Source organism: Sorangium sp. So ce834, assembly GCF_051521425.1.
Taxonomy (GTDB): domain Bacteria; phylum Myxococcota_A; class Polyangia; order Polyangiales; family Polyangiaceae; genus Sorangium; species Sorangium cellulosum_D.
The window spans coordinates 4,158,105-4,176,422 of record NZ_CP150351.1 but is presented as its reverse complement, the minus strand read 5'-3'; the positions used below and the strand labels follow the sequence as shown (position 1 = coordinate 4,176,422).

The 18,318-nt window shown below is 73.1% G+C and carries 10 protein-coding genes; 8 read left to right on the top strand and 2 right to left on the bottom strand.

Annotation, left to right across the window (positions count from 1 at the left end):
• Nucleotides 1-361 precede the first annotated feature (361 nt).
• On the top strand, nucleotides 362-751 hold the full coding sequence (locus WMF20_RS15235; protein ID WP_437614297.1) for a KGG domain-containing protein: 390 nt from the start codon (nucleotides 362-364) through the stop codon (nucleotides 749-751).
• A 124-nt stretch (nucleotides 752-875) separates the two neighbouring features.
• On the opposite strand, the gene WMF20_RS15230 is transcribed toward WMF20_RS15235, so the two are convergent.
• Nucleotides 876-2,783 (bottom strand): PE-PGRS family protein, encoded by a 1,908-nt coding sequence (locus WMF20_RS15230; protein ID WP_437614295.1) that lies wholly within the window; start codon nucleotides 2,781-2,783, stop codon nucleotides 876-878.
• 508 nt (nucleotides 2,784-3,291) lie between these two features.
• Here WMF20_RS15230 and WMF20_RS15225 point away from each other — a divergent pair.
• The 7 genes from WMF20_RS15225 to WMF20_RS15195 all read left to right on the top strand — a co-directional run bounded on the left by WMF20_RS15225 (nucleotide 3,292) and on the right by WMF20_RS15195 (nucleotide 13,872).
• A complete protein-coding gene (locus WMF20_RS15225; RefSeq protein ID WP_437614293.1) occupies nucleotides 3,292-4,590 on the top strand; it encodes an endonuclease/exonuclease/phosphatase family protein in 1,299 nt (432 codons plus the stop codon).
• 145 nt (nucleotides 4,591-4,735) lie between these two features.
• The gene (locus WMF20_RS15220) at nucleotides 4,736-6,388 is read left to right on the top strand and encodes an FAD-dependent oxidoreductase (protein WP_437614291.1); all 1,653 of its coding nucleotides are present in this window, start codon (nucleotides 4,736-4,738) and stop codon (nucleotides 6,386-6,388) included.
• Between the two features lie 215 nt (nucleotides 6,389-6,603).
• Nucleotides 6,604-7,641: a hypothetical protein gene (locus WMF20_RS15215; RefSeq protein WP_437614289.1), complete on the top strand. Its 1,038-nt coding sequence runs from the start codon at nucleotides 6,604-6,606 to the stop codon at nucleotides 7,639-7,641.
• Between the two features lie 17 nt (nucleotides 7,642-7,658).
• Complete coding sequence (locus WMF20_RS15210; RefSeq protein ID WP_437614287.1) at nucleotides 7,659-9,098, top strand: hypothetical protein; 1,440 nt, start codon at nucleotides 7,659-7,661, stop codon at nucleotides 9,096-9,098.
• 31 nt (nucleotides 9,099-9,129) lie between these two features.
• Nucleotides 9,130-10,722, top strand: a complete 1,593-nt coding sequence (locus WMF20_RS15205; RefSeq protein ID WP_437614285.1) for a thrombospondin type 3 repeat-containing protein — start codon at nucleotides 9,130-9,132, stop codon at nucleotides 10,720-10,722.
• 475 nt (nucleotides 10,723-11,197) lie between these two features.
• Nucleotides 11,198-12,277 carry a hypothetical protein gene (locus WMF20_RS15200; protein WP_437614283.1) on the top strand — a complete coding sequence of 360 codons (1,080 nt, stop codon included), beginning with the start codon at nucleotides 11,198-11,200 and terminating at the stop codon, nucleotides 12,275-12,277.
• A gap of 248 nt (nucleotides 12,278-12,525) precedes the next feature.
• A complete protein-coding gene (locus WMF20_RS15195) occupies nucleotides 12,526-13,872 on the top strand; it encodes a hypothetical protein (protein ID WP_437614281.1) in 1,347 nt (448 codons plus the stop codon).
• 41 nt (nucleotides 13,873-13,913) lie between these two features.
• On the opposite strand, the gene WMF20_RS15190 is transcribed toward WMF20_RS15195, so the two are convergent.
• Nucleotides 13,914-18,281 carry a hypothetical protein gene (locus WMF20_RS15190; protein WP_437614279.1) on the bottom strand — a complete coding sequence of 1,456 codons (4,368 nt, stop codon included), beginning with the start codon at nucleotides 18,279-18,281 and terminating at the stop codon, nucleotides 13,914-13,916.
• Nucleotides 18,282-18,318: the final 37 nt, after the last annotated feature.

The following is an 18,318-nucleotide window of genomic DNA, read 5'->3' as shown; positions in this document are numbered from 1 at the left end:
TGCCGCGAGGCGGATCCCCTGCTGAAAGCCTGGATCGGCCAGGCTGAGCAGCGCGCGTCGCGAGCTGAGCGGCTCAGAAGCCCGCGATCTGCGTCGCGACGCGTTTGCGCCGGGCGCGCACCGTTGTCGTTCGCCCTGGTCAAGACGCGCCCGGGACCACCGCGAGCTCGCGCCGCGATCCCGGGGAGCTCTCGCTGGATTCGCGCTGGAGAGGCCCAGTTTCCGTGGGTTCTTCTCCATGGCATCCACGTTGCAGTCACCCCTCCTGCCGACATCGTTCAGCGAAGATCGGACGGGGTGCCGCACCTGCGTTGTCCCGCGCCGGCGCCGAGCGATGCGCCAGACACCAAGGAGACCTATCATGGCACAGCAACAGGGGCAGAGCAGCAGTCGTGGTTTCGCGGCCATGGACCAGAAGCAGCAGCGCGCGATCGCGAGCATGGGTGGCAAGGCCGCGCACGAGAAGGGCACAGCCCACGAGTTCAGCTCCGAGGAGGCCCGCGCCGCGGGCCGCAAGGGCGGCGCGGCCGTGAGCCGGAACCGCGAGCACATGGCCGCGATCGGCCGCAAGGGCGGCGCGGCCGTGAGCCAGAACCGCGGGCACATGGCCCAGATCGGCCGCAAGGGCGGCGAGGCGCGCGGCGACGGCTCGAGCGGCGCCAGCGCCGCGCAGGCCGAGGGCGAGCGCGAGCAGGGCGGCGGCCACGAGCAGCACGTCAACGCCGGCCAGCAGAGCCACGAGGCCCACTGATCGGCGCTGCTGCCGGCGGCCGCCGGCGAGCGGGTACGCGCGGCAGCTGGACGCGCCAGCTGCTCGCGCGCACCGCCCGGGCGCCGCGGAGCTCGACGAAGCCCCGCGCGTCCGTTCGGGGACGTCAGGGCGACAGGGTGACGAGGAAGACGTCGCCGTTGTTGCGATCGCGCGCGGGCGCGCTGTGCTCGAGGGCGGGGAGGCCTCCGCCGAGCTCGAGGCGCTCGCCGAAGAAGAGGCCGGCCACCGCCGTGTTTCCGCCGCCGGTGACCGCCTGCGCGGTGGCGTACGAGAAGAACTGATCCCGGTACACATCGGACCAGAGCTCCTCGGAGAAATCCGGGCTGAGCTTCGCGACGAACGCGTCGCCCGACGAGGGCGCGCCGACCGAGACGGGCTCTCCGCCGAGGGAGAGCGAGCGCGTGAAGTAGCCGCTCAGCACGTGGTTGCCCCAGGGATCCTGCGAGAAGCCCCAGACGAACTCGTCGCCGTCGGACACGAACGCGCGCGCGGCGAGCGGCTCCCCCGCATCGGCGTCGAGCCGGGCGACGTAGAGGTCGTATCCCGACGCCTCGGTGTGCTCGACGTCGATGGAGCCGACCTGGAACGGCGCCCGGTGATTGCCGAGGACCACGGGGTGGCCGTCGACGCCGACGCTGACGTACTTCGCGTACTGCTCGCCGGCGGCGCCCAGCGGGCGCGCCCAGACCAGGCTGCCCGACGCCAGATCGAACCGGGCGACGAGCCCGTCGATGCTGTAGATGGGCTCGCCGCCGCCCCCGGCGCCGCCAGCGCCCGACGTCACGCCGCTGACGGCGCTCTCCAGGAGCCGGTCGTCGATCGCGAGCCTGCCGCCGAACGCGCCGGCCACGTAGAGGGCCGAGCCGCTGGCCGCGAGGCTGGCGAGGCGCTGCCAGCTCTCGAGGGACCCGAACCGCTTGCTCCAGAGGTGGCCGCCGGCGGCGTCGAGCTTCGCGACGACGGCGCTGTCGCTGCCGGTGCCCGTGAGCTCGGCCCCGGGATCCTCGCTGAAGTTGATGGCGCCGTCGGCGACGCCGAGGACCACGATGTCGTCCTCCGCGGTGACGGCCACGGCCGAAGCGTACTGGTCGAGCGCGTCGCCGAAGCGCTCGCTGAAGAGGTGGTTGCCGTCGGGGTCGAGCTTGGCGACGAAGATGTCCCGCTCGCCGGCGCTCACGAGCGCCGTGCTCGGGTCCGCGCCGAAGTTGAGGGTCCCCTCGAACTCGCCGGCGATAACGATGTTGCCGCTCGAATCCGTGGCCACGGCGATCGCGTACTGATCGGACGCGTCGCCGAAGCGCTTGCTCCAGACGTGGCCTCCGGCCGGGTCGAGCTTCACCACGAAGATGTCGTGTTGGCCCGCGCTCACGAGGCGGTCGGCGTCGCCGCCGAAGTTGATCGCGGTCTGGAAGCCGCCGATCAGGACGACGTTCTCGTCCTGATCCGCCGCGATCGCCTCGACGCGCTCGCCCCTCTCCTCGCCGGCGCTGGCGCCCCAGAGCGCGTCTCCGAGGAACTCGGGAGGTTCGCCGCCGCCGCTGCCGCCTTCGCCGCTGCCGCCCGCGCCGCCGAAGCCGCCGACGCCGCCCGGCCCGCCGATGCCGCCCGCGCCGCCCTCGCCCCCGAAGCCGCCTTGCCCGCCGGCGCCGCCGAATCCGCCAAAGCCGCCCGCGCCGCCTTGCCCGCCGGCGCCGCCCGCGCCGCCTTGCCCGCCCGCGCCGCCCTCGCCCCCGAAGCCGCCTTGCCCGCCGGCGCCGCCGGATCCGCCAAAGCCGCCCGCGCCGCCTTGCCCGCCCGCGCCGCCCTCGCCCCCGAAGCCGCCTTGCCCGCCGGCGCCACCGTCGCCGCCGCTTCCGCCCGCGCCGCCGTCCCCGCCGATGCCGCCTTGCCCGCCGACACCGCCTTCGCCGCCGCCGCTCGATGAAGCGGTGGTGCCGTCGCCAGGCTCCGAGTCGCAGCCGTCGCAGCCCAGGGGGAGCCCCATGCTCGTCAGCAGAGCAATCTGGGCCACTCTCGTCACGAAGCGCTCTCTCATCATTCCTCCATGTCTCGACGAAGAACCCTCGCCGCGGGGCGTTCGGTGGAGCCAAGGATGGTCTGGTACCCATCGCTGTGGGGTGTCCAACGTCCTATCCGCTGTGTCGTGAAGCTGGAGTACGCGTGCCCGCCGTTCGAATCAACAGCTGTCTCGGCGAAATCCGGGGCGACAACCTGCTACCCCCGGTTCCGCCTCCACGGCACATCCCGAATCCACAGCGCGCCCCTCACGAGCGCGCCCGCGCGTCGTTCCCTCACAGCGACGCGCGCCGGCGCTCGACGCGCGCGCGCCCCGCGCGTCGCTCCCCACAGCGATGCGCGCCGGCGCTCGACGCGCGCGTGCCCCGCCCGGTGCAGCTTTGTCCCATTGTGGCGGAATGCCTCACCGCGCGCACGCGCGAAGGCGTCGCGTCCTCGGCCGAAGCGTGCCGTGCGGGGCGGCGGGCGGCCGCGGTACGCGATCTGCATCGTCCAGCAGCCTGATGCGGACGGCTTGGCTTCGGAGCGCGACGATCCTCGGTGCGCTCGCGCTCTCCGCGTGCAGCGGCGACAAGAGCCGCGCGCGGGAGAGCGCCGGCGCGCCCGAGGGCGGCGTCGCACTGCCGGCCGCCGCGCCGCAGGCGGGCGCGCCGGACGACGCGGCGCGCGGCAGCGCCGGGCCGAAGCAGGCATCGCCGTTTCGCGTGGCCACCTACAACGGCGGGCTCGCGATGGGCGTGCTCAAATACGTCGACGAGCGGGCGGAGCCGCTCATCCGCGCGCTCGCCGAGCAGCCCGTGGACCTGCTCTGCGTGCAGGAGTTCTGGCTCGAGGAGCACTGGCAGCAGCTCGTCTCCGCCACGTCCAGCGCCTTGCCGAATACCTTCCGGCTGCCCGCGGGCCACGAGGACGGCGGCTGCACGCAGCAGGAGACCGACCCGCTCGTCGCGTGCGCCGCGAAGAGCTGCGCCGGCCTGACCCAGCACGCCTTGCTCCCGTGCCTCCTCCAGAGCTGCTCGGCGAGGCTCACCAGCCTGTCGCCCGACTGCTTCAACTGCCTCTCCGCGACCCCGCGGCAGGGCCCTGACGAGCTTGCTCGAGCGTGCCTTCGCGCGCGCCCGAACAGCGCCGCCGGCGCGCGTCCCCCCGCGCGCGCCGGCGGCGCGACGGCCGTGGAGGCCTACGCCGGGGCCTCCGGCACCGCCATCCTGACGAACGCCGAGATCCTCGAGCGCGACGCGCTGGTGCTCCCGTCCGCGATCGATCGGCGCGCCGTGCTCTATGCCCGGATCTCGCCCCCTTCCCTCGGCGAGCTCCACGTCTTCTGCACCCACCTCACGGCGAGCCTGGAGGGCGTCCCGCACCCCCGCAACACGTCGTGGCAAAAGGACCAGTCCGCGCAGATCGACGCGCTCCTCGATTACATCGATCGCAAGACGGGCGGCCGCGGCGCGATCGCGCTCCTCGGCGATCTCAACACCGGCCCCGCCAAGGCGCCCTCGATCTCGGCGCGCCTGCCCGCCCATTACGACCGGCTGCTCGCGCGCGGCTTCGTCAACCCCTACGCGTCCCAGGAGGACGCGAAGTGCACGTATTGCTTCGACAACCCCCTCGACGGGGGGAAGGGCACCCGCGGGCTGCTCATCGATCACGTGCTGCTCCGCGGCTTCGAGGGCGACGCGCACGGGGCCCAGATCATGCGATCGAGCCTCACGATCGAGGCGGGCAAGAAGAAGAAGGTGAAGAGCGGCTTCTCCGACCATTACGGGCTGCTCGTAACCCTGTCGAGGCGCGACACATGACGCGCCCGGGCGCCCTTCTTCACCAGGCCCCCGGGGGCAGGGCGACACCGCGCCTCGCGCGAGGCGGGCGAGACGATCGATTGACGACGGATGACCGAGACCGAGCGCCGGGATGCAGCCCTCGGCGTCCACACGAGGAGCGTTTATGACGGAGCGAGCCTACGATAAGAACACCGTCTGGACCCACGCCGTCCTTCCTCCCATGGCCCCCCTCGCGACCGATCACACGGCGGACGTGTGCGTGGTGGGCGCCGGGATCGCCGGGCTGACGACGGCGTATCTCCTCGCCAAGGCGGGCAAGCGCGTCATCGTCCTCGACAACGGCGCGGTCGGCGGGGGCGAGTCGGGCTTCACCACCGCGCACATCACCCACGCGCTCGACCGGCGCTGGGCCTCGCTCGCGAAGCTCCACAACGTGAGCCACCTGCGCCTCGCCGCGCGCAGCCACACGGCGGCCATCGACACGATCGAGCGCATCGTCAAGGAAGAGGAGATCGACTGCGACTTCCGGCGCGTCCACGGCTATCTCTTCGCGGCCCCGGGGTCGCCCCCGATGACGCTCCGCGACGAGATCCAGGCCGCGCACCGCGCCGGGCTGGGCTCGGTCCATTACGTCGACCGGGCGCCGCTCGTCGATTTCGACACGGGCCCCGCGGTCTGTTTCCCCGACCAGGCGCAATTTCACATTCGCAGGTACCTCGCGGGGCTATCGCGGGCGATCGAGCGCGACGGCGGCAAGCTCTACACGCTGGCGCACGTGGTCGACGTCGACGAGGACGCGGCGCCGCACCAGGTCGTCGTCAAGACCGCGCGGGGCCTCCAGGTGGTCGCGAGCGAGGCCGTGCTCGCCACGAACTCCCCGTTCATCCCGCGCATCAGCGTGCACATGAAGCAGGCCGGATACCGGACCTACGCCATCGGCCTGCGCGTGCCCCGGGACGCTGTCGCGCCGGGCCTCTACTGGGACACGGCCGATCCGTTCCATTACGTCCGCGTGGCGAACGTCGACGGCGCGGACGGCCCGGACCAGGTGCTCATCGTGGGCGGAGAGGACCACAAGACGGGCCAGGCCAGCGACGCAGACCAGCGGTACGCGCGCCTCGAGGCGTGGGCGAGAGAGCGCTTCGCGGAGGCCGGCGAGGTGCTGCACCGCTGGTCCGGCGAGGTGATGGAGACGGTCGACGGGCTCGCCTACATCGGCCGCGTCAAGCGGGGCTCGAGGATCCTGATCTCCACGGGCGACTGCGGCAACGGCATGACGCACGGGACCATCGCCGGGCTCCTGATCTCGGATCTGGTGCATGGCCGGGAGAACCGGATGGCGTCGCTCTTCGAGCCCGCGCGCGTCAACCTGAGCGCGGCCGCCGTCTCGGAGTACGTGAAGGAGAACGTCAATGTCGCCTGCCAGTACGCCTCGTGGCTCGGCAAGGGCGATGTCGGCGACGTGGCGCAGATCGCGCCGGGCAGCGGCGCGGTCGTGCGCAGGGGTCTCAAGAAGCTCGCCGTCTACCGCGATCCGCAGGGGCAGATCCACGAGATGTCGGCCATGTGCTCCCATCTCGGCGGCATCGTGGCGTGGAACCCGGCGGAGCGCAGCTGGGACTGCCGCTGTCACGGCGCCCGGTACGACGCCATGGGCCGCGTCCTCCGGGGGCCGGCGACGGCCGATCTCGCGCCGGCCGCGCCGAGCGAGGCGCCCGCCGGCGCCGGAGAATCGGTGACGCCGAAGGGCGCGCCCGAGGTCGTCGCCGTCCCGGTGTCGGCCGTGAACCTGCCCCAGAGTCGCCCGGCCACCTGATCGGCGAGCGCCGCGAGCGCGCGAGATGCCATGAGCGCCATGCGCGCTCCACGGCGGATCGAGCGCTCCACGGCGGATCGAGCATGCCATCGCCGCGTGAGCGCCATGAGCGCTCGCGCGCGACGCGCCGCGTGAGGGCGCAGTTGACCCCCGCGCGAGCCGCGTGCGATCATGACCGGGTGGTCCGGGAGGTTTCCCGGCGGCTTGGTGATGAGATGAACTTCCTGCGCCCTCGTGCCCCCCGCGCCGCGGGCATCGCCTTGGCCGTCCTCGCGGTCGCCGTGGCGCTCCCGGCTCGGGCCGAGCCCTCGGCGGCCGATCGACAGACCGCGCGGACGCTCCTCATCGAGGGGCGCAAGAAGCGCGACGCGGGGGACGTGACGGCCGCCCGCGCGGATTTCCAGGCCGCCCACGCGCTCGTCCGCGCCCCCACGACGGGGCTCGATCTGGCGCGCGCGGACGAGGCGCTCGGCCACCTGCTCGAGGCCCGGGAGACGGCGTACGAGGTCGTCCACCTGCCGCTCGGGAAAGACGAGCCTGCGGCGTTCACGCAGGCGCGGGCGGCGGCCGCGGCGCTCGTCGAGCAGCTCGACGCGCGCATCCCGTCGCTCGTGCTGCGCGTCGAGGGCGCATCGCTGGACGAGATCGAGGCGCGGGTCGACGGCCAGCCGATCCCCCGCGCGGCGCTCCCGTACCCCCGCAAGCTCAACCCCGGTCGCCACGAGGTGGTGGTGACGGCGCCCGGCTTCCAGACCGAGCGGCGCGAGGTCGCGCTCAAGGAGGCGGAGCGCGCGCCGGTGGAGGTCCGCGTCGCCCTCGTCCCGGGGCGCGGGCCCGCGGCCACGGCCGGCGGCGCGGGCCACACGCCGCCCGAGAGCGCGCCCGCGGAGGCTCGCGCGCCCGTGCCGCTGTGGGCGTGGGCGGCGGGCGGCGTGGGGCTCGCGGCGCTCGCGGGGAGCGTGGCGTTCGCGGTCGACCACGCGGCCGCGCGCGATCGGGTCGAGCAGGACTGCCCCGGGTCCGTGTGCGATCGGCGCGCGTACGACCTCGAGAGCATGGAGGCGCTCCGGGCGCGCTGGAACCGGAGCCTCGGGCTGTCGGTGACGCTCGGCGCGATCGGCCTCGCCGGCGTCGGCGCGGCGCTCGGCGGCATCCTCCTGCGGCCCAGGACGGGCGACGAGCGGGCGGCGGGGTCGCTCGTGCCGCTCGTGACCCCGACGGCGCGGGGCGTGGTGTGGCAGGGGGCGTTCTGATGATGGCGCAGAATTTCATGGCAGCTTCGGCCGCGGTGGTGCTCGGCTGCGCGGCGCTCGGCGGCGCGGCGCTCGGCTGCGCGCCGGAGCTCAGCCTCTCGGCCGCGACGACGGGCTCGGGCGGCGCCGGGGGCGCGGGCGGCGAGGGCGGCGGCGCGCCGCCGGCGGGCGGCGAGGTGCAGTGGGCGCGCGCGCTCGGGGGCGACGGGGAGCAGGCCGGGGCGAGCGTGGCCGTCGCGGACGACCGCAGCGCGGCGCTCCTCGGCCGGCTCACGGCGGCGGAGGGCGTGGCCCTCGACGACGAGCGCGTGACGCCGATCGGCGTGGAGAACGTCTTCTGGGCGCGGCTCTCGGCGAGCGACGGGGCGGGGCTCGGGCTGAAGCGCTTCGGGGCGTTCGACCCGCAGATCGTGAACGCGGTCGCGACCGACGGGAACGAGGGCCTCCTGTTGGCGGGGGAGTTCTCGGGCAAGCTGGAGTTCGGCGGCGCGCCGCGGACGAGCGCCGGCGGGCGGGACGGTTATGTCGCGCGGCTCGACGCCGAGGGGCGGGAGCTGTGGCTGCAGCCGCTCGGGGGCATCGGCTTCCAGGCGGCGACGGGCGTGGCGGCGATCGCGGCGGGGCGCCTCGTCGTGGCCGGCCGCTTCTCGGGCGCGCTGAGCGTCGGCAAGGATCGGCTCCAGAGCGCGGGCGGCAGCGACGTGTTCGTGGCGAGCTTCGACGCCGACGGGACGCCGCTGTGGAGCGAGCGGTTCGGCGACGGCTTCGATCAGCAGGCCCGCGCCGTGGCGATGGACGAGCGCGGCAACGCGATCGTGGTCGGGGACTTCGCCGGGACGCTCGATCTCGGCGGCGATCCCCTGGTGAGCGCCGGGGATCTCGACGTGTTCGTGGCGAGCTTCGACGCGCTCGGCAAGCACCGCTGGAGCAAGCGCTTCGGCGACGCGGGGCTGCAGCGGGCCAGGGCCGTGGCGGTGGACGGCGCGGGCAACGTGATCGTGGGCGGGGAGTTCAGCGGGGCGATCGACCTCGGCGGGGGGCCGCGGGTGGCCGGCGAGCGGCCGGCGGTGTTCGTGGCCAAGCTCGATTCGAAGGGCGGGCACCTCTACAGCCGGGTCATCGGCGAGCAGGGCGCGACGCTGGGGCAGCTGCTCGTCGACGGGACGGGGGACGTGCTCGTGGCGGGGGGGTTCCGGGGCGAGGCGTCGCTCGCGGCGGGGCCCGTGAGGAGCGCGGGCGGCGACGACGTGTTCGTGGCCAAGCTCGATCCGGAGGGCGGCTACCGGTGGAGCCACCGCTTCGGCGGGGCGGGCGCGGACCGGGCGACGGGCGTGGCCATCGACCGGGAGCGGCAGGTGTTCGTCACGGGGGCGTTCACCGGGACGGTGGAGTTCGGGGAGAAGCAGCTCGAGGGCGGCGAGGGCACGGACGTGTTCGTGACCAAGCTGTCGCCGTGAAGCGGCGGTCGCCAGGAAGGATGGAGGCGCGATGAAGCGTGCGGGGACGAGGGGCGTGCGGTCGCGCGGGCGACGGTTGGCGATGGGGCTCGCGGCGGGGGTGATCGGGGTGATGCTGCCGGTCGCGGGGTGGGCGGTCGATGATACGGATGGCGATGGAGTTGCAGATCCGAATGACAACTGTCCCACGTTGAGCAATCCGGATCAGCAGGACCAGGATGGCGACGGCAGGGGCGACGTCTGCGACGACGACCTAGACGGCGACGGCGTTGTCAATCTCGTCGACAACTGTCCTCGTGTCCCCAACACGGATCAACTGGATCTCGACGGCGACGCGACCGGAGACGCCTGCGACCGCGACTTCGACGGCGACGGCGTCCTCAACGACGACGACAACTGCGAGAGCCTGAGCAACCCGGATCAGGCGGACTCCGATGAAGACGGCATTGGAGATGTTTGCGACGACAACACCTCTGCGCCGGACGAGGATGGCGACGGTGTCGCCGACGAGGTCGACAACTGTCCCTTCGTGGCGAACCCGCTCCAGGAGGACCGGGACGACGACAAGCTCGGCGACGTCTGCGACAACTGCCCCGTGACGCAGAATCCGAACCAGGAGGACAGCGACGGCGACGGCATCGGCGACTTCTGCGAGCCCGACATCGACGCCGACGGCGACGGGCTCGTCAACGCCGAGGACAACTGCCCTGCGGAGCGGAACCCGGACCAGACGGACACGGACGGCGACAGCCTCGGGGACGCCTGCGATCCGGACAGCGACGACGACGGCTTGCTCGACTGGGAGGACAACTGCCCCCTCGCGTCGAACATTTTCCAGGAAGACACGGACCGCGACGGCACCGGCGACGCCTGCGAGGACGACGACGACAACGACGGCATCGCGGACGAGCGCGACAACTGCCCCTTCGTGCCGAACCAGGATCAGGCCGACGGCGACGCCGACGGCCGCGGCGACGCCTGCGACCTCGGCGCGGACGCCGACGGCGACGGCGACGGCATCCCGAACGAGGCCGACAACTGCCCGGAGGTCCCGAACCCCGATCAGACGGACGCCGACGATGACGGCACGGGCAACGCCTGCCAGGACACCGACGGCGACGGCCTGACCGACGCGGCGGACAACTGCGACGAGGAGCCGAACCCCGATCAGGCCGACAGCGACGGCGACGGGCAGGGCGACGCCTGCGACGGCGACGACGACGGCGACGGCGTGCCCGACGAGGCGGACAACTGCGACGCCGTCCCGAACCCCGATCAGGCCGACAGCGACGGCGACGGGCAGGGCGACGCCTGCGATGTCGACGACGAGGACGACGACGATGACGGCGTCCAGGACGGCGACGACAACTGCCCGCTGGCGGCCAACCCGGATCAAGCGGACGCCGACGCCGACGGGATCGGCGACGCCTGCGACGGAAACGGCGGCGGCGCGGGCGGCGGCGGGACGGGCGGCGGCGGTCAGACCCCGGAGCCGGAGGTCTCGTCGGGCCTGGTCTGCGCGATGCAGCGAGGCGAGGGCGGCGGCGCGCTCGTCGGACTCGCGGCGTTCCTCGCGGGCGCGCTCGGCCTGGGCTCCCGCCGGCGTCGCGGCCGCGCGGCGTGATCGCCGCCGCGCGCGGCGCTGCGGCGCAGCGGCCACAGCCGCCTGAAGGGCGGCCGGCGCGCGGCACCGCGGTGGGGTCAGCCGAGCGTGAGGGCGGTAAGGTGGGAATTGCGCCGCTCTATCCTGTCTCTGGATGGATGAGAGAAGGAATCACAGAGGCGCAGAGGGCACAGAGGAGAGAGCCATGAAGCTCGGTGTCCGGCGTGCCTCGGTGGTTCTCATTCCTCCCCATCCACGACCAGGAAGAGGGAATCGACGCGAGCGCTCGCTCGGTGGCTACCTGGGAATTGCTGCAAGCACGGGGTGGGTCATGACCCCACGCCGGTTCCGGGCGGGCTCGGCCGCTTTCCCGATCTGAGCATTTTTCTGAGCCGTGGCTGCGCGGCGGTGTAACTGCTCCGACTGAACGCGCCGGCACCCTCGCTCCGCAGCCCGCGCTGCGGGTGGGTCGTCTGGAGCCACCTTTGGAGACACCATGCGCCTAGCTCTCCCGCTCTCGCTTTCGTTGCTGACCACCCTGTTCGGGCTCACGTTCGGCGCCGGCTGTAGCGATGGCGTCGTCGATGGCGCCGCGCCCTCCGGCGGCGCGGGCGCGGGCGACAGCGGCGGCGGCGCCGCGAGCGGCGGCGGCAGCGCAAGCGGCAGCGCCAGCGGAGGCGGCAGCGCCAGCGGCGGCGGCGGTGGGGCCGGGGCCGGCACCGGCGCCATGGGCGGCGGCGGCATCCCGACCCCGACGACCACCGTCACGTGCCAGGGCAAGATATACCAGTGCGGGGATCTCATCGACAACGACGGGGACGGGCTCCTCGACGCGCAGGACCCGGACTGCCTCGGCCCGTGCGACAACACCGAGGACAGCTACTACGGCGGGATCCCAGGGCAGGCAGGGCCGGCTTGCACCGTCGATTGCTACTTCGACCAGGACTCCGGGTCCGGCAACGACGATTGCCACTGGAACCATCAGTGCGATCCGAACGAGGTCGCGCCCGACTATCACCCCGAGTCGAACAACGGGTCGATGTGCGCGTACAACCCTGCGGCCTCGACGCCGGGCGCCCAGGGCAGGAGCTGCAGCCAGCTCAAGATGGAGCAGTCCGATGCCTGCCACGATTTCTGCGGTCCGCTCACGCCGAACGGCTGCGACTGCTTCGGCTGCTGCGAGCTGCCCGCGGGCAGCGGCCTCTACGTCTGGCTCGGCTCCGACGCCGACGGCACCGGCCAAGGCTCGTGCTCGCGCGACGGCATCTCCGACCCGAGCCGCTGCGAGCCGTGCACGCCCGTGGACGCCTGCCTCAACGAGTGCGGCCACTGCGAGCTGTGCCTCGGCAAGGAGACGCTGCCCGCCGACTGCTTCGAGACCGGCACCGGCGGCGGCGGCGGCGGCGCGGCCGCCGGCGGCGGTGACGGGGTCGGCGGCGGCGCCGCAGGGAGCGGCGGCGGCGCCCCGGGAGGCCAGTGCGCGCCGGGAGTCCAGCCGTGCGGGCTCGCCGGCCAGGAGCCTTGCGCCGCCGATCACTACTGCATCACGGGCTGCTGCCAGCCCGTCGTGAACTAGCACCGATTAAGACCGAGCTCTCTCTGGATTCCAGGCCAGGGATGGGCCCCTGAAAAGCGCTGAAGACACGGAGGTTGGTTACAACTCTCCTCTGTGCCCGCAGCGCCTCCGTGGTGTATTGCCTCCGTGCGAGCCGGAGACGAGCTTGGGGCGGACGCAGCGCTGACCGCCCACGAGCTGAGACATCGTGTCTGCGGTGATGACAAAATAATCGTTCAAAAGGAGACGAGTCGATGAGGATGCGCTCGATGGCCGTTGGGATGCTCTGCGCCTCGCTGGGGATGGGGTGTGGCGGCGACGACGAGGAGCAGCCGAAGAGCTGCTCGGTGGCCGAGCAGACGGGGTGCACCGCGCCGCAGGTGTGCGAGGAGGTCGAGGGCGCCGAGCCCGCCTGCTTCGATCCGGTGACCCTGAAGGGCCGCGTCTACAACTCGCTCGACGACAAGGGCATCGCCGGCGCGCGCGTGCTCGCCCGAGACGCCAACGACGCCGTGATCTCCCGGGTGGCGGTCACCGGCGCCGACGGCAGCTACGAGCTCGCCGTGCCCGCGCGGCGCGACGCCAGCGGGGCGCCGGTCAAGACCGATGTCACGCTGCGCGCCGACGCGCTCGCATACGAGACCTTCCCGAAGGCGCCGCGGGTCGCGCTGCCGATCGACCTCTCGACCGCGTCGGGCAAGCCGCTCGGGATCGCGTCGGCGGCCACCGAGATCGCGCTGTTGCCGCTGCCGGACAGCGACGGGCTCGGCTCCATCTCCGGGGTCGTCCGCGCCGACCAACCTGGCGGGACGCTGCTCGTCGCGGGCGGCGTCACCGGCGCGGCGGATCTCGACGGCAGCTACACGATCTTCAACGTGCCCGCGGGCGAGGTCACGGTGAAAGGCTATGGCGCCGGCCTCGCGCTCGACACGGCGAGCGCGACCGTGAGCGCGGGCAAGGTGACGGCCGGCGTGGATCTGCACGCGACCGGAGAGGCAACGGCGGTCGTGAGCGGCAAGGTCGCGATCGTGAACGCGCCCGGCGGGAGCGCGACCTCGGTCATCCTGGTCGTGGCCGATACGTTCGACGAGATGACCGCCCGCGGCGAGACGCCGCGAGGGCTCCGGCAAGGCAACGTGACCGGCGAGTTCTCGATCGCCGGGGTGCCCGACGGCGACTACGTCATCCTCGCCGCCTTCGAGAACGACGCGCTCGTGCGGGATCCCGACACGTCGATCGGCGGGACCGAGATCGTGCGCATCAAGGTCTCCGGCGAGGATCTGCAGGTGCAGGAGTCGTTCAAGGTGACGGGCGCGCTCGCCGTCGCCTCGCCCGGCGCGAGCTCGCTCGAGGAGGTGAGCGGGACACCGACGTTCGTCTTCGAGGACGACTCCAGCGAAGATCTCTACGAGGTGATGCTGTTCGACGCGCTCGGGGCGAAGATCTGGGAGAACGTCGAGGTGCCCAGGGTGTCGGGGAGCGAGAACGTCTCTGTCGAGTACGATGGTCCAGCGCTTGTGCCGGGGATGATCTACCAGTTCAGGGCCACCTCGAAGAAGGGCGGCACGCCCATCTCGCAGACCGAGGACCTGAAGGGGGTCTTCCTCTATCGGTGATCGGACCTTCGTGTTCGGGCTGACGCGGGCCGACGCCGCCGTCAGCGATGGCGGGCGCGGCGCGCGCTGCCGAGCGCGAGGAGGAGACCAAAGAGCACGAGCGCGCGGGACGGACCCGGCGCGCGCCCGGCGTCGCCGCCCACGGCGGCGACCGTGCAGTTGATGTTGACGTTGAAGCAGCAGCTGCATGCGCCCGGCGGCGCTCCTCCGCCGGCGTGATCCCCTCCCCCTGCTCCGCCGGCCGCATCCCGGCCGCCGCCGGCGCCGCCGGCGCCCGCTCCGCTCGCCTCGGCGCCCCCCTCCCCGGCAGCGCCCTCACCCCCGGCTGCGGCCGTGCCGCCGCCCCCCTCTCCTGCGCTGCCGCCGCCGCCGCTCGCGCCTCCGCCGCTCGCATCGCCCCCCTGGGCTGCGCCGCCGCCCGCTTCTGCGCTACCGCCCTCGCCTGCGCTACCGCCCTCGCCTGCGCCGCCGCCCTCGCCTGCGCCGCCGCCCTCGCCTGCGCCGCCGCCGCCGCTCGCTCCTGCGCCGCCGCCACCGCTCGCTCCTGCGCCGCCGCCACCGCTCGCTCCTGCGCCGCCGCCACCGCTCGCTCCTGCGCCGCCGCCACCGCTCGCTCCTGCGCCGCCGCCACCGCTCGCTCCTGCGCCGCCGCCGCCGCTCGCATTGCCCCCCTCGCCTGCACCGCCCCCCTCGCCTGCGCCGCCGCCCGCCGCGTCGCGCCCACCACCGACATTGCCGCCGCCCCCGGTGCCCTCGCCGGAGGTGCCCGGATCCGAGATCGGTAGATTGCGGCAGCCGATGAAAGGATGGCACTCGTCCGTGGTCGTTGGATCCCCATCGTCGCAGTCGAGGGGCACATCGCTCACGCAAGCCCCCTGGAAGCACCGCTCGATGCCATTGCAGACGTCGAAGTCGTCGCAGAGGTCCCCGTCCGGCAAGATCGCGTCCGCCGAGCAGTGCCCTGCGCCGTCGCAGTACTCCCCGGGATCGCAGGGAGAGGTCGACACGCGGCAGAGCACCGCGATCGGCTCGGCGGTGCACTGCGCCGAGCAGCAGTCCCCGTCGAGCCGGTTGCCGTCGTCGCATTGCTCGCCCCGCCCGAGCACGCCGTCTCCGCAGATCGCGGGCCGCACCGTGAAGACCGTCGGATCGGCCGCGCCGGCGAACAGGGGCTCGTCGGTCAGCGCGCTCGACTCGTTGACCCCGTCCGAGTCGGCGTCGAACGAGACGGTCCCCTGGTTCGTCACGACGAGCCCCTCGGTGAGCGGCCGGAGCGTCGCTTCTATCGTGATGAACATCCACTCTCCGGGCTCGATGACGCCGTCCCAGCCGATCGTGTTGGTGGTGGGATCGGACGTGATCATGCCTTCCTCGGCGACCGCGCCCTCGAGCAGGAGCTCCGGCGGGAGCACATCCACGAACTCGAACCCCGGGTTGTCGGGCTGCGCGCGACCGCCCTTGTTGTTGATGAGCAACGTGTAGGAGACGTCGTCGCCGGCTTTGCGCTCGCTGAGCACGGTCAGGTAGGCGATGAGGCGCGTCGGCACGGAGACGTTCGTCTTCGCCTCGCCCTGGTTGTTCTCCGGCGCCGGGTCGTGCTCTCGCGCGGTGACCTTCGCCGTGCTGCCGATATCGAGGGCGACCGCGGGCGGCGTGAGCGCGGGCGCGGTCAGGGTGACCGCGATCGACGAGCTCTCCTGCGCGGCGAGCGACGCGCGCCGGCACACGAGCCCCTCGGCGGCCAGCCTGCACGTCCAGTCGGTCCCTGAGGCGCCGACGAAGCTCGCCCCGGGCGGCAGGACGTACGTCACGACGAGGTCGCTCGCGTCGCCCGGCCCCTGGTTGGCGACGCCGATCGTCGCGACGAACTGCGCGCCGGGCGACACGGGATCCGGCGCGTCCGTCAGCGTGAGCGCCAGATCCGCCCCGCAAGCCCCGGTCGCGACCGGCACCGCCGCGAGCACGACGTTGTCGATCGCGACGCCGCACGGCCCGGGGCGCCCGATGTCCGTGCAGACCAGGCTGTCGTCCTGCGTGTAGTCGAACCGGAGCTGGACGGTCCGCCCGCGCAGCCCCGCGCCAGGGAAGCGGATCGACACGCGCTTGGTCCCGCCGGAGCTCCCCGACCAGACCGACTGATCGCCGAAGTATCCCGGGTCGTCCCGAGCAGGGAGGTGCTTGGGGAAATGGTGGCTCGCGCCCGTCAAGATCTCCTCGGCGAACGCCTCGGCCAGGACCGCGCGCGGCGCGGCGCCGGCCGTGAGATCCTCCACGCGCAAGGTCAGTCCGTCGAACGCCTCGACGAGCCGCTGCGGATCGTCCTCCAGCTCGTAGGTGAGATCGAAGTCGAGCGTGACGTGCGATTCTCCGGAGCTCTCCGGGATCGTCACGGCGGGAGACAGCAGCGCGACGTGCGACGTCTCCGGCTCCTCGTCGTGAAACGCGGCGTTGTCGCCGGGCGTCAGCGTCTGCGCGACGATCCACGGCGACGCGGAGGCCGCTCCGCCCTCGCGCACCGACCGCCAGCCGGAGGGGAGCGCGGGCGGGCTCGCGTCGTCGAAATCCTCCTCGAGGAGGACCTCCGCTTCGCCCGGCACGCCCGTCTCGAGCTGGATGGGCAGCTCGATCGTGCCCTGGGCGGAGCTCACCGTGAGCGTCAGATCGATCGGCGCGCCGGGGGTGAAGTCCCGCGCCGTGGTGATGAGGAACGGCGCGTCGCTCGCGACGACGCGGCGCGGCTCGATGTCGGGGTAGGTCGCGCTCGCCCTCGTGACCGTCACGGCGGGCGTCTCCGTCCCGAGCGTGGCCGTGATCCCGGAGACGGTGGTGCTGCCCGAGACCGGGTTCGCGACGTAGTTCTCGAGGTAGACGCCGACCTCGATGAGCTCCCCCGGATCGATGCGCTCGTTCGCGAGCGCGCCGCACGCCGTGTCCGCGATCCGGGTGCCCGCGGCGCGCAGCGGCGGGACGCGCGCGAACTCGTCGAGGGCGTCGAGGTGGATGTTCGGCGCGATCAGGGAGCTCGACGTCGGCTGTCCCTCGTCGAACCGCGGCTGGGCGGCCGTCATGCCGAAGACGCTGTAGAGCTCACCGGCGAGCGCCACGCCGCCGATGCGATCGCCGAGGTTCGGCCGGGAGACGTCGTTGCCGTGGCCCGCGTGAAACGGGTGGTCCGAGATCGGCGCAGGTGGGCTGAAGGAGGCGCCTAGATCGCTCGACGCGGTGTGCATGAGCTCGGTCAGATCGCCCGTGCCGGCGACATCCTGGTCGTAGTAGACGACGTGCGCGGTGCCCGTCGTTCGATCGACGGCGACGAAGGGGAAGATCTGGGCCCGATCGCGCCCTGGATCGCTGTTGAGGAGGACGGCGCTGCCGGCGGCGCACTCCTCCGTGAAGGAGCGCAGGGCGATGTCCCCCGTCCCCCGGTCGCCGCTCCGCTGATAGACCACGTAGACGCGCCCCGTGGCCTGGTCGACGTCGATCGACGGGGAGCTCCTCGCGTGGTCGACGCCGAGGACCTGATCTTCGGGGGGGTAGCCGTCGGCGTCGAGGAGGACGAGCGGTTCCCAGGTGGCGCCTCCGTCGGTCGAGCGGCGGCATCCGATGTTGCGCAGCGAGGTCCCCGGCTCGATGGAGCGGAAGACGGCATAGACGATCGACTCCCGGTCCGTGGTTGCGGGGAGGACGCGCGCGCTCGGCCCGTCGAGGTCGCCTCCGGCCGGCGCCTGCGCGAGCACGGCCGCGGGCGACCAGGTCTGGCCGAGATCGTCGGAGTGGCTGTAGAGGATCCTGGGCGACGCGCCGCCGCGCTGGACCCAGGTGACGGACAGGCGCCCGGTCGCCGCGTCGACGTCGACGGAGGCCTGCTCGGCGCTCTCCCCCGCGACGAACGCGGGAGCGACCTCCACCGGCGCGGACCACGAGGTCCCGGCCGCGCCGCCGGGGTTCGAGCCGTGGATGCAGAGGCCCTGGACGCCGTCGGCGGGGCGAACGTAGGTGGAGGCGCTGATGAACACGTCGCGGCTCGGATCGTGGACGACGCGGGGGTCGCCGAGCACCTGTCCGCCGGGGGCCGAGGGCAGCGCGCCCTCGCCGTTCGGGCCGAGCACCTCGGCGAAGGACCTCCCCCCGTCGTCGGAGCGCGCGACGCCGGACAGGCTCATCGGGCTCGCGAGCGCGCCGCGCGGATCGGTGTAGGTCACGACGAGAATGCTCGCGTCCGCGTTCGCGGCGATCGCCGGCTGGCTCTGGGCGCCGAGCGCGTCGGGCGCGTGCACGTCGCGGTCCTCGCCCGCGGCGATCCCGAGCCGAGCTGCGCCGGGCGCCTCCGGTTCGTCGCTGCCGCAACCCGCGCCGGCGACGAGCAATCCCCCGCCGATCCACAAAGCGATCCCGCGTCGCGCGCGCATAAGCACCTCCGAACGGAGATCGATGCCGCGAGCTCGC

What these genes read in the sequence shown, in the direction of transcription:
- WMF20_RS15195 (WP_437614281.1), top strand. Translation starts at nt 12,526, where the DNA reads ATGGCCGTTGGGATGCTCTGCGCCTCGCTGGGGATGGGGTGTGGCGGC.
- WMF20_RS15210 (WP_437614287.1), top strand. Translation starts at nt 7,659, where the DNA reads ATGGCAGCTTCGGCCGCGGTGGTGCTCGGCTGCGCGGCGCTCGGCGGC.
- WMF20_RS15225 (WP_437614293.1), top strand. Translation starts at nt 3,292, where the DNA reads ATGCGGACGGCTTGGCTTCGGAGCGCGACGATCCTCGGTGCGCTCGCG.
- WMF20_RS15215 (WP_437614289.1), top strand. Translation starts at nt 6,604, where the DNA reads ATGAACTTCCTGCGCCCTCGTGCCCCCCGCGCCGCGGGCATCGCCTTG.
- WMF20_RS15235 (WP_437614297.1), top strand. Translation starts at nt 362, where the DNA reads ATGGCACAGCAACAGGGGCAGAGCAGCAGTCGTGGTTTCGCGGCCATG.
- WMF20_RS15200 (WP_437614283.1), top strand. Translation starts at nt 11,198, where the DNA reads ATGCGCCTAGCTCTCCCGCTCTCGCTTTCGTTGCTGACCACCCTGTTC.
- WMF20_RS15220 (WP_437614291.1), top strand. Translation starts at nt 4,736, where the DNA reads ATGACGGAGCGAGCCTACGATAAGAACACCGTCTGGACCCACGCCGTC.
- WMF20_RS15205 (WP_437614285.1), top strand. Translation starts at nt 9,130, where the DNA reads ATGAAGCGTGCGGGGACGAGGGGCGTGCGGTCGCGCGGGCGACGGTTG.
- WMF20_RS15190 (WP_437614279.1), bottom strand. Translation starts at nt 18,281, where the DNA reads ATGCGCGCGCGACGCGGGATCGCTTTGTGGATCGGCGGGGGATTGCTC.